This is a genomic window from Halpernia frigidisoli (genome assembly GCF_900113805.1).
Taxonomy (GTDB): Bacteria; Bacteroidota; Bacteroidia; order Flavobacteriales; family Weeksellaceae; genus Halpernia; species Halpernia frigidisoli.
In genome coordinates this window covers 138,038-150,397 of record NZ_FOQT01000004.1, presented here as the reverse complement: position 1 = coordinate 150,397, position 12,360 = coordinate 138,038, and the positions used below count along the sequence as shown (strand labels likewise).

Annotated in this window: 7 protein-coding genes; 6 read left to right on the top strand and 1 reads right to left on the bottom strand. The window is 35.7% G+C overall.

Features of this window, described 5'->3' with window-relative positions; translation table 11 throughout:
* Positions 1 to 158 precede the first annotated feature (158 nt).
* Positions 159 to 2,681, top strand: a complete 2,523-nt coding sequence (locus tag BM238_RS10965) for a DUF5686 family protein (RefSeq protein WP_221404934.1) — start codon at positions 159 to 161, stop codon at positions 2,679 to 2,681.
* Positions 2,682 to 2,899: 218 nt separating this feature from the next.
* Here BM238_RS10965 and BM238_RS10960 read toward each other — a convergent pair whose 3' ends face one another.
* Entirely contained in the window at positions 2,900 to 5,095 is a 2,196-nt protein-coding gene (locus BM238_RS10960) for a glutamine synthetase III family protein (protein WP_090080766.1), read from the bottom strand.
* A gap of 227 nt (positions 5,096 to 5,322) precedes the next feature.
* On the opposite strand from BM238_RS10960, the gene BM238_RS10955 reads away from it, so the two are divergent.
* From BM238_RS10955 to kdpB, 5 genes are all read left to right on the top strand, one after another.
* Positions 5,323 to 6,750, top strand: coding sequence for a mercuric reductase (locus BM238_RS10955; protein WP_090080763.1), 1,428 nt, complete (start codon positions 5,323 to 5,325; stop codon positions 6,748 to 6,750).
* 42 nt (positions 6,751 to 6,792) lie between these two features.
* A complete protein-coding gene (locus BM238_RS10950) occupies positions 6,793 to 8,133 on the top strand; it encodes a sigma-54-dependent transcriptional regulator (protein WP_221404937.1) in 1,341 nt (446 codons plus the stop codon).
* 374 nt (positions 8,134 to 8,507) lie between these two features.
* On the top strand, positions 8,508 to 8,585 hold the full coding sequence (locus BM238_RS14690; protein ID WP_126340520.1) for a potassium-transporting ATPase subunit F: 78 nt from the start codon (positions 8,508 to 8,510) through the stop codon (positions 8,583 to 8,585).
* Positions 8,586 to 8,597: 12 nt separating this feature from the next.
* Positions 8,598 to 10,292, top strand: a complete 1,695-nt coding sequence (gene kdpA, locus BM238_RS10945; RefSeq protein WP_090080759.1) for a potassium-transporting ATPase subunit KdpA — start codon at positions 8,598 to 8,600, stop codon at positions 10,290 to 10,292.
* An 18-nt stretch (positions 10,293 to 10,310) separates the two neighbouring features.
* Positions 10,311 to 12,353 (top strand): potassium-transporting ATPase subunit KdpB, encoded by a 2,043-nt coding sequence (kdpB, locus tag BM238_RS10940; RefSeq protein ID WP_090080756.1) that lies wholly within the window; start codon positions 10,311 to 10,313, stop codon positions 12,351 to 12,353.
* The last annotated feature ends 7 nt before the right edge of the window (positions 12,354 to 12,360 follow it).

Below are 12,360 nucleotides of genomic sequence, written 5' to 3'. Positions count from 1 at the left end.
AATTAAAGGAGATTTAAAAATCATAAAAAATTTCAAAAAATTACTTAAACATATTTTATGGCATTATTTTATATTGAAGTATGAAAATATAGTTAATCTTTGCTAAAAGTAACGCATAGCTAACTATTTCCATTAAATTTGCAAAATAGTACCGGAAAATGCCTCAAAATCTTCAGACGAAGTCTTTATATAGCCTAATATTTTTATTCTCAATTTCCTTTTTTCACTGCCAGTTTCTGGTAAGTGGCACAGTTGCAGATTCTTTACAGAAAAAACCTCTTTCCGGCGTTTCTATTTTTATAAACGATAATGTCTCAGCAACTCTGGTTTCAACTGGCAGTTTTAAGATCTCATCTGATTCCATCATTTATAAACTGCGTTTTCAGAAGAAAGGTTTTGATCTAAAAACTGTAAATATTACGCAGAAAAGTCCGGTGGTTTTAAAAGTTATTTTAAGCCAGGATTCTGTGGAAAATATTGAAGGTGTCGTGATACAGGGAACTGCAATAAAATACAAAAACAAGAAGGATAATCCCGCTTATGCAATTATGCAGCGAGTTTGGGCAAATAAAAGGAAAAATGGTTTAGATAATTATAAAAGTTATCAGTACAAAGAATATGAGAAGATCCAGTTCAACTTAAGCAACATCGACAGTGCTTTTATGAAGCGCAAGATATTTAATAAAGTTGATTTTATCTTTAAATATGCTGATTCTGCTGCAAATGGAAAGTTGTCGCTTCCTATGTTTTTGAATGAATCGGTGTATAATATTTATGGGGAAAATCAACCCGCTAAAAAAGAAAAGAAAGATCTTGTAGCGCAGAAAACGTCCGGTTTTCAGGACAACCAAATTATGGCTACGACGGTTAAAAATTTATATAAAGAAATTAATATCTACGACAACACGCTTAACTTTTTTAATATTGGTTTTCAAAGTCCGGTTTCTACAGACGGTTTTAGTACTTATGATTATAATTTAATTGATACAATTTCAGTTCGCGGAGAAGATTGTTACCACATCAAATATTTCCCCAGAAGAACAGATGTTTTAGCTTTCATAGGTGATCTTTATATTTCAAAAGATGCATATGCTGTCGTAAAAGTGTCTTTAAAATCTTCTAAAAATATGAACGTCAATTTCGTCAATGGCGTTTTCACCGAACTTGAATTTGATAATCCGGACGAAAAAACTTTTATTCCTTTAAAAAATACCACAGAATTCGACCTTTCTTTAATAAGTAAAAATAAAGACTCGAACGGCATGTTGGCAAGACGCACAGTCGATTACAGCGATTATGAATTTAACAAAGAAATCAACCCGACTGTTTTCCAAAATGAAACTCCAAAAACAACACAGGAAATAACTAAAACTGACGATTTTTGGGAACAAAACCGTTCAGATTCTTTAAATGTAGAAGAAGCTGGCGTTTATAAAATGCTTTCTCAACTTCAGCAGATTCCAAAATTCAAAAGATTTATAAAGATTTATGAAACCGCTTCCTCAGGCTATTTCAACGTGGGTCACGCTTTTGATATTGGAGATATTTATTCAGTCTATGGCAGCAACGTTATTGAAGGTGACCGCATTAGATTAGGCGGAAAAACTTATTTTTCGCCGAATGACGACTGGAGAATTCAGGGTTACGGCGCTTATGGTTTTAAAGACAAACAGTTTAAATACGGCATCGAAGGAAAATACATGTTCAATAAAACAAACCGTTTTCAAATTGGTGCAGGCGCGCGACGCGATATTTTACAATTAGGCGTTGCTTTAACCGGTGATGACGGCATTATGTCAAGATCTTTCGCCTCTTCCACCGTTTTTGCAAGTGGCGATAATACTTCCTTGAGTTCAAGCACACAGGAAAGCATCTACACTTCCATCGAGCCAATTAAAAACTTTCAGATCAGATTAGACGGGACTTTACGCAGCATTAAATCGGGAAATAATGAACTTTTTGACTTGACTTACAACTATGGCAACGAGATCAGAAAAACCGTTAATGATTCTCATTTTGTACTAAGTTTAATCGCAAATCCCGGCGCAAAATTTTCTGAAACAGGCATCGATCGTTATTCACACACGACTTTAGCACCAAGCTTTGTTTTAAAATACACACGAGGCGTAAAAGGTCTTTTTAATGCAGATTTTAATTACAACAAACTTCAGTTTCTCTACACTCAGCCGATATTAACGGGCGTTTGGGGCAAATCTATTCTTAATTTTGAAGCCGGTAAAACCTTCGAAACACTTCCTTTGGCCTTACAAAATGTAATTCCAGGAAATCAGTCTTATAGCTTAATTCCCAATACTTTTGCGCTATTAAATTACTATGAATTTGTCGCAGATAATTATACAACTTTAAATATTGAACATCATTTTAATGGCAAAATTCTGTCGTATATTCCTTTAATTAAAAAACTAAAACTCCGTGAAGTGGCACTATTTCGTGCTGCATATGGAACTTTGAGTGATGCTTCAAAAGGAATTAATCGAAGCGCCGTCCAATATTCTGCGCCATCAGATCACGTTTATTATGAATATGGTTTCGGTATAGAAAATATCGGTTTTGGTAATTTGAGAATTCTTCGTGTAGATTTTAACTGGCGCGGCAATTATCTTGACCGTCCAAATATTTCAAAATTCGGCATAAAAGCAGGTTTTCAAGTCAATTTTTAATTTTTTCAGGAGCTATTTCCAGCTATCCACTATATCTTTTTTTTTGCCCTTTCTTATATTCATTCCGCGTAATTTCCAGCCGCAAAAAAAGGATGCCGTTCCTATCTGGGCTATTTAAATTTCACAAAAAAACAGACCCGTTTTAACTAAATTCCAAAAGAAAACCGTCCTGAAATTATTTCAGGACGGTTTTTTATTTTGCTGATATTAGATTTAAATTATCTCGTGAAAAGCAATTCTCTGTATTTTGTCAAAGGCCAAAGTTCATCATCAACCATCATTTCCAAATCGTCGGAAGGTGTACGAATTACTTCAAATAAAGTTTTAACTTTCTCACAGAAATAAGTCGCGCGTTCCTGACCGTTTTCAATCGCATGTGCGGTTTCTCTCGCTTCTAATAAGGCTTCAACACCCAATTTAATAGCAGAAACATTCCCGGAAATATTCTTTATCAAATGCATTTGCTCTTTTGCAAGTTCTTTAAATTCAGTTTCACCAAAAATTTCCTTCAAGCCTTTTACATTTTCTATCAATCTGTTTTGATAATTCAACGCACTTGGAATAATGTGATTTCTTGCAATATCCGCTAAAACTCTTGCTTCAATATCAATTGTCGTAGAATATTTTTCCAGTTTAATCTCATTTCTAGCTTCAATTTCTCTATGCGTGAAAATTTCAAGCTCTTCATATAGATCTGTGAATTTTTTATCCATTTCACGTTTTAAAGCTTCCGGAGTTGTTTTAAGATTACTTAAACCTCTTTTTTCAGCTTCTATTGCCCAGTCCTCAGAATAACCATCGCCTTCAAACATAATATTTTTCGACTGTTTAATGTATTCTCTTAAAACATTAAATATCGCTTCATCTTTTTTAAGACCAGTTTCAACCAAAGCATCAACTTCAGCTTTAAAATCACGTAACTGTTTCGCAGCAATTGCGTTCATGATCGTCATTGTTTCTGCACAATTTGCGGAAGAACCAACCGCGCGGATCTCAAATTTATTTCCGGTAAAAGCAAAAGGCGACGTTCTGTTTCTATCCGTATTATCAAGTAAAATCTCAGGAATTTTACCAACAACGTTTAATTTCAAATCTGTTTTTTCATCCGGTGATAATTTTCCTTCCGTTACTTTTTCAAGTTCAGACAATACTGAATATAATTGCGAACCAATAAAAACCGAAATAATTGCCGGCGGCGCTTCATTGGCGCCCAATCTGTGGTCATTATTTGCCGACGCAATTCCTGCTCTCAAAAGATCAGCATATTCATTTACTGCTTTTATCGTGTTAATGAAAAACGTCAAAAACTGTAAATTTTTCTTTGGATTTTTCCCTGGACTTAAAAGATTTTCGCCAGTATCTGTGCTTAAAGACCAGTTATTGTGTTTGCCACTTCCGTTCACGCCTGCGAAAGGTTTTTCGTGAAGCAAAACATGGAAATGATGTTTGTGCGCAATTCTCGCCATTACATCCATCAAAAGCGAATTGTGATCAACGGCAACATTCGCTTCTTCAAACATTGGTGCCATTTCAAACTGATTTGGCGCCACTTCATTATGACGTGTAGTTACAGGAATTCCCAGTTTCATACATTCAATTTCCAGCTCTTTCATGAAGTTCATCACCCTTGTCGGGATTGAGCCAAAATAGTGATCATCAAGCTGTTGACCTTTCGCTGGTGAATGTCCAAGCAAAGTTTTTCCTGTTAAAACCAAATCAGGTCTTGATTGATAAAGTGCTGAATCAACTAAAAAATATTCCTGTTCCCAACCCAAAGTTGGTGTTACTTTCGTCACATTTTTATCAAAATACTGCATCACATCCGTTGCCGCTTTATCCACAGATTGAAGTGATCTTAAAAGTGGTGCTTTATAATCTAAAGTTTCGCCAGTATAGGAAATAAAAATCGAAGGAATACAAAGCGTAGTTCCCATAATAAAAGCCGGCGAAGTTGGATCCCAAGCCGTGTAACCTCTAGCTTCAAAAGTATTTCTAATGCCACCATTTGGAAAAGATGAAGCGTCCGGTTCCTGCTGAATTAATAAATTTCCGGAGAATCTCTCAATTGCTTTTCCATTTTCGATAGGCGTAAAAAAAGAATCATGCTTTTCAGCAGTTGCGCCTGTTAATGGCTGAAACCAGTGCGTGTAATGCGTCACGCCTTTAGCCATTGCCCAGTCTTTCATCGCCACAGCAACCTGATCTGCAATTGGACGCGGCATTTTACTGCCTTTTTTTATCGCATCCATAATAGACGTGAAGGCTTCTTTCGTTAAATATTCGCGCATTGTATCTTCGGAAAAGACATTTTTGCAAAATAACTCAGAAAGTTTTGACGGAATTTCTACCGCATTATCATTTCTGTAACTTTTAAATGCAAGCGTTTCTAAAGCTTTAAATCTTAGTGTTGACATTTTGATTTGATTTTTTTTGCAAATTTATGTTTTTTTTAGTTAGAAATTTATTTTACCCCCATTTTTTTAAGGGGTTAATATTAAATCATTCGAAAAATATTTTAATAACTAATTTATATTTTATGTTATTAAATAAAATTACGATTTTCAACATTTTTAATAATTCTCAATGGTCTTAATGTTGCACATGAAATTTGATATTTAAAATTTAAACCAAAAAATTACAAATGATAAAAAAAGACGCCATTTTAATAGGTTCCGGACAAGCCAATGTTCCCTTTGCAAAAAAATTATCAGAAGCAGGATGGAAAATAGTTATGATAGAAAAATCAGTGGAAAAATTAGGCGGCGTTTGTTTAAATGTCGGATGTACACCAACAAAAACGCTTATCGCTTCTGCAAAAGTAATGCATGATATAAAAGTTGCCGGAAAACACGGTATCTCAGTTTCTGATCTGGACATTAACTTTAAAAAAACACAACAACGAAAAGATGCTATTGTTGAAGAAGGAAAAAAAGGCATGATCAAAAGAATGGGCGAAGTAAAAAATTTAGAAATTGTTTACGGAAAAGGTTCCTTTAAAGATAAAAATACAGTCATCGTAAAAATGGAAAACGGAAAAGAAAAAGAATTTTCGGCGCCGTATATTTTCATTGACGCAGGCGCAAGACCGGCCATTCCAAAAATCAAAAATTTAGATAAAATAAAATATTACGATTCAACTGGAATCCTTGAATTAAAGGAAATTCCAAAGAAACTGATCGTGGTCGGCGGCGGATATATTGGTTTGGAACTTGGACAAATGTATAGCAGATTTGGCAGCAAAGTAACAATTTTAGATAATTCATCAACAATAATGTCGCACGAAGATGAAGACGTAACCAAACCGTTGCAGGAAATTTTGGAAAAAGAAGGAATGAATTTTATTTTAAATTCATTCGTTGAAAAAGTGTCAGAAAATGGCAAAAATGTAAGCGTAACTTATAAAATTAAAGGAAAAGAACATTCAATTACCGGTTCACATTTATTAGTTGTGACAGGAAGAATTTCAAATGCCGACACTTTAAATACAAAAGCAGCCGGAATTAAACTGGATGAAAAAGGCTTTATAAAAGTGAATTCAAAACTGGAAACCAATGTAAAAAATATTTTTGCGATGGGCGATATTAACGGCGGACCGCAGTTTACGCATATTTCCTACAACGATTTTGTGATCATGACGGAAAATATTTTACATAAAGGAAAACGCACTACAAAAGGCAGAATTGTTCCTTACACAATGTTTACAGATCCACAAGTTGGTCGCGTTGGACTTTCTGAAAATCAGGCAAAAAAGCAAAAACTGGATTATTCTGTGATAAAAATCGCAGGCGAAAGAATTACACGAGGTAAAGAAACAGCGCAAACACAAGGTCCCTGGAAAGCTGTTATTGACAATAAATCCGGTCAGATTTTAGGCGCTTCGATCGTTTGTACGGAAGGTGGCGAGATTGCGACCGTTCTGCAAATGGCAATGTTAGGAAAAATCCCGGCAGATTATTTTCCGACAGGTATTTTCGCACATCCAACTTATTCAGAATCGCTAAACACTCTTTTTTCGCAAATCTACACTTTGAATAAAAATAAAAATTTTTTAAAAAAGACTTTTAAATAAGTGAAGCTCAGGAAAAATTTTAAATTTGTAGGCTAAACTATTATTTTGAACACCATTTTAATCATCGACGACGAGGAAAAAATCCGCGGTCTGCTTTCAAGAATTTTAAGTTTGGAAGGCTTTGAAGTTTTTCAAGTGGGAGATTTGAAAAGTGCTTTAAAGAAATTAGAGCGCACGGAAATTGACGTGATCGTTTGCGATGTAAAATTACCGGACGGAAGCGGCGTTGATTTTTCTAAAATATTAAAAGAAAAGCATCCAGCCACAGAAACCATTATGCTCACGGCGTTTGGAAATATTCCCGATGGCGTACAAGCCATTAAAAACGGCGCTTTTGATTATATCACGAAAGGTGATGACAATAATAAAATCATTCCGCTAATTTATAAAGCACTTGAAAAAGTAAAACTTAATAAGCGCATTTTTAATTTAGAAAAACAATTGGGAAATCGATTTTCGTTCGATTCTATTATTGGAAAATCAAAGATTTTAAAAGCCGCAATTGAAGATGCTGAAAAAGTCGCAAATACTGATGCAACTGTTCTTTTAACGGGCGAAACAGGGACGGGAAAAGAGGTTTTTGCACAAGCAATTCATAACTCAAGTTCAAGGTCTAAACAAAATTTTATCGCCATAAACTGTTCCGCTTTTAGCAAAGAATTATTAGAAAATGAATTGTTTGGTCACAAAGCGGGCGCATTTACGGGCGCAGTGAAAGATTCAAAAGGTATTTTTGAGGAAGCCAATAATGGTACTGTTTTTCTGGATGAATTGGGTGAAATGCCGCTCGATTTACAGGCTAAATTATTACGGGTTTTAGAATCTGGCGAGTTTTTAAAAGTAGGTGACAGCAAGCCTACAAAAGTGGACGTCAGAATTATTGCCGCTACAAATCGTGATTTGCCAAGTGAAATTAAAGCAGGAAATTTTAGAGAAGATTTGTATTACAGAATCAATATTTTTAATATTATTTTACCTGCTTTACGCGATCGGATTTCCGATATTGAGATTTTGGCAGATTATTTTTTGAGATTTTTCAGTGCTAAATCTTCACGAAAGATCACTTCATTTTCGGAAGATTATCTTAATTCTTTAAAACAACATTCCTGGAAAGGCAATATCCGTGAACTGCGAAATGTGATCGAAAGAAGTGTGATTTTGGCGGACGGCGAAACATTAAACACCAACACTTTGCCTTCGGATTTTAAAATTCAAAATTCTGAGGTAAAAATAATGTCGGCTTTTGAATTGTCAAGTGCTGAAAAAATTCATATTCAGCGTGTTTTAAATTATACAAACGGCAATAAAACCGAAACTGCCAAACTTTTAAATATTGCATTGACGACACTTTATCGGAAAATCGACGAATATAAAATTAGTTAGACTTTCAAAACGATAGTAATTAAGTAAAAAACCCTTTCAAAACGATAGGGTTTTTTTTGTGGCGTTTTTTCAAAATCTATGTAAAGCTCCTTCAATTAAGACTTTACGACTAATATCAATTCTTCGGTTCTGAAATTGAGTAAGTCGTGGCACAACTTAAAAATAAATTCATGGCACACCTCAAAATCAAAATAGAAAAAAACCTGAAATCCTGGCATTTGCTTGCCGCCTTTTTCGCCTTGATTTCTATAATAGGGACAACATACAGACTAATAATACTTTAATTATGATGACAATTATCTTAGTAGCCCTTGGGATTTTAATATTCTTCGTTTTGGCTAAATCTATTAACTTTTTTGATAAAATTTAAACCTATGTGGACTTTATTTATCCTTTCTCTCGCGGCATTTGGCTACATCTGCTACGTTTTAATCAAACCGGAAAAATTTTAAAATTAAACTAAAATGAATATAGAATTACTGGGACTCGTCCTCATGTTCGTGGTCACTTTACTTTTGGCGATCCCGCTTGGGAAATATATTGCAAAAGTTTACGGGCATGAAAAAACATTTTTGGATTTTATTTTTGATCCAATAGAACGCTTATTTTTTAAAATTTCTGGCATTGACCCAAAAATCGGGTGGAACTGGAAACAAAATATGACGGCTTTAATTGCTATCAATTTTGTCTGGTTTTTACTCGGAATGTTTATTTTAATGAACCAGGGTTGGTTGCCATTAAATCCGGATAATAATCCTGGAATGAGCGCAGATCTTGCTTTTAATACAAGTATTTCGTTTATCGTCAATTGTAATTTACAGCATTATTCCGGCGAAACTGGGTTGAGTTATTTTGGGCAAATGTATTTAATGTTCCTTCAATTTGTTTCTGCTGCAACCGGAATGGCTGCTGTTGCGCACGTTTTCGTAGCGTTTAAAGAAAAAACAACCGAAAATTTAGGTAACTTTTTTGTCTTTTTAATAAAATCAATTACCAGAATATTAATGCCGCTTTGCGTTGTAATGGGCGTTATGCTATTGTTTACCGGAAGTCCGATGACTTTTCACGGTAAAGATAACATCACGACAATGGAAGGAAAAACGGTTTCTGTTGCGACAGGTTCGGTTGCTGCTTTTGTGGCAATTAAACATTTAGGAACTAATGGCGGTGGTTTTTTCGGAACTAATTCCGCACATCCTTTGGAAAATCCAAGTTACGTTTCAAATTTTGTTGAAATTGTATCACAAATGTTAATTCCTTTCGCACTCGTTTTTGCGTTTGGTTATTTTATTAAAAGAAGAAAACTAAGTTGGACCATTTTTGCCGTCATGTCGATCGGTTTTCTTTCATTAATGGTCATGAATGTGGCATTTGAAAATGCCGGAAATCCTGCAATTCACCAAATGGGCGCCAACATTTCTCTCGGAAATATGGAAGGAAAAGAAATCCGTTTTGGGTCGTCCGCTTCCGCTTACTGGAGTGTTGCTACGACTGTGATTTCAACGGGTTCTGTTAATTCTATGCACGATAGTTTTATGCCGCTTTCGGGGATGAATCATTTACTTGCAATGATGATTAACTGTTTTTACGGCGGCGTTGGCGTTGGGATTTTAAATTATTTAATTTTTATAATTCTCGCTGTTTTTATAAGTGGTTTAATGGTGGGAAGAACGCCGGAATTTTTAGGTAAAAAAATTGAAGCCAAAGAAATGAAAATTGCCATGATGGTCGCACTTTTTCATCCGCTGTTGATTTTGGCTGGAACGGCTTTGACGGCGTATTTGCCACAGTTTGGAACGGCCACTTTAAATAATCCTTCCTTCCATGGTTTTAGTGAAATGCTTTATGAATTCACTTCTGCCTCGGCAAATAACGGTTCAGGTTTCGAAGGTTTGGGCGATAATACACCTTGGTGGAATATTTCTACGGGAATTGTTTTGATACTTTCAAGATTTCTACCGATCATCGGTCCAGTTGCAATTGCAGGATTTTTAGCCCAGAAAAAATACATTCCTGAAAGTGCCGGAACTTTAAAAACAGACACGCCAACTTTTGGTTTAATGACATTAGGCGTGATCTTATTGATCGCTGCGTTAGCATTCTTTCCCGCTTTAACATTAGGTCCGATTGCGGAATATCTTACTTCAATCACCAAATAATTTTTTGAAAATTAAACAATGAATACAAATAATACACAAAGTCTTTTTCAAAAAGATTTAGTAAATGAAGCGCTAAAACAGTCTTTTATAAAACTGGATCCACGCGTGATGATAAAAAATCCGATCATGTTTTTGGTAGAAGTTGGAACGGTAGTTATGCTTGTTGTTTCTCTTTGGACATTAATGGGCGAAAAAAGCCAGGGAAGTTTCGGCTATAATTTCACGATTTTCTTCACACTTTTTCTTACGGTTTTGTTCGCCAATTTCGCTGAGGCAATCGCAGAAGCACGTGGAAAAGCGCAAGCCGATTCTTTAAGAAAAACGAGAGAAGAAACGCCGGCTAAATTAATTAAAAACAATAAAATTGGGTTTGATGTAGAAACGGAACTAAAAATGTCTGCGCAAATGCAATTGGGTGACATTTTTTTATGTATTGCAGGCGATCAAATCCCGATGGATGGTGAGATTATCGAAGGTTTAGCAACCATCGATGAAAGCGCGATCACTGGTGAAAGCGCGCCTGTAATTCGTGAATCTGGTGGTGATAAATCTTCTGTAACTGGCGGTACGAAAGTCCTTTCTGACAGAATTAAAGTAAAAGTAAATACCAAACCCGGCGAAAGTTTTTTAGATAAAATGATCGCTTTGGTAGAAGGTGCTTCCAGACAAAAAACACCAAATGAAATTGCTTTAACGATTTTACTGGCAGGTTTTACTTTGGTTTTCATCATCGTAACGGTGACTTTAAAACCCTTCGCAGATTATTCTAAAACACCGATCACAATCGCGGCTTTTATTTCTCTTTTTGTTTGTTTAATTCCAACCACAATTGGCGGATTACTTTCAGCCATCGGAATTGCGGGAATGGACAGAGCATTGCGAGCAAATGTTATTACCAAAAGTGGAAAAGCCGTAGAAACTGCGGGCGACGTTGACGTTTTACTTTTAGATAAAACCGGAACAATCACCATTGGAAATAGAAAAGCAACCAAATTTTATCCAGTAGCAGGAGTTGAAGAAAGTGATTTTATTAAAGCAGTTGTGTTGAGTTCTATGGCTGATGAAACGCCGGAAGGAAAATCAATTATCGATCTGGCGGGCGTTGATCCTTTAAATTATCACATTGAAGAGCCGACTTTCATTAATTTTTCTGCTGAAACCAGAAGTTCAGGGATTAATTTTGGAACCACAAGAATCCGAAAAGGTGCATCTGATGCGATAAAAAATATTGCAGAAACTGCCGGAAATATTTTCCCTGCTGATGCACAAGAAAATGTGCGAGCAATTTCTCAAAACGGTGGAACACCTTTGGTCGTTTCTCAAAATGAGAAAATTCTGGGCGTTGTAGAATTGCAGGATATCATTAAAACCGGCATTCAGGAACGTTTTGAACGTTTGCGAAAAATGGGAATTAAAACCGTAATGGTTACCGGCGATAATCCTTTAACGGCAAAATTTATTGCAGAAAAAGCAGGTGTTGATGATTTTATTGCGGAAGCAAAACCGGAAGATAAAATGAATTACATCAAACGCGAACAGGAAGCCGGGAAATTAGTCGCGATGATGGGCGACGGAACAAATGACGCGCCTGCATTGGCTCAAGCCGATGTTGGTGTTGCAATGAACAGCGGAACTCAAGCCGCAAAAGAAGCCGGAAATATGGTGGATCTGGATAATGATCCAACCAAATTGATCGAGATCGTAGAGATTGGGAAACAATTATTAATGACGCGCGGAACTTTGACTACTTTCTCAATTGCCAACGACGTCGCGAAGTATTTTGCCATCATTCCAGCCTTATTTATCACGTTTATTCCGGCGCTGCAATCTTTAAATATTATGAATTTGCACAGTCCGCAAAGTGCGATTTTATCAGCGGTTATTTTTAACGCGATCGTGATTCCTTTTTTAATTCCTTTAGCATTAAAAGGTGTGGAATATAAACCAATCGGGGCAAGTGCTTTATTACGAAGAAATCTTTTGATCTATGGGCTAGGCGGGATTATCATTCCATTTCTAGGTATTAAAGTGATCGATTTGGCAGTGACGCTTTTTATGTAAATAATAT

Excerpts from the sequence above, each read along its gene's own strand:
- BM238_RS10965 (WP_221404934.1), top strand. The coding sequence starts at position 159 with ATGCCTCAAAATCTTCAGACGAAGTCTTTATATAGCCTAATATTTTTA.
- BM238_RS10960 (WP_090080766.1), bottom strand. The coding sequence starts at position 5,095 with ATGTCAACACTAAGATTTAAAGCTTTAGAAACGCTTGCATTTAAAAGT.
- BM238_RS10955 (WP_090080763.1), top strand. The coding sequence starts at position 5,323 with ATGATAAAAAAAGACGCCATTTTAATAGGTTCCGGACAAGCCAATGTT.
- BM238_RS14690 (WP_126340520.1), top strand. The coding sequence starts at position 8,508 with ATGTGGACTTTATTTATCCTTTCTCTCGCGGCATTTGGCTACATCTGC.
- kdpA (WP_090080759.1), top strand. The coding sequence starts at position 8,598 with ATGAATATAGAATTACTGGGACTCGTCCTCATGTTCGTGGTCACTTTA.
- kdpB (WP_090080756.1), top strand. The coding sequence starts at position 10,311 with ATGAATACAAATAATACACAAAGTCTTTTTCAAAAAGATTTAGTAAAT.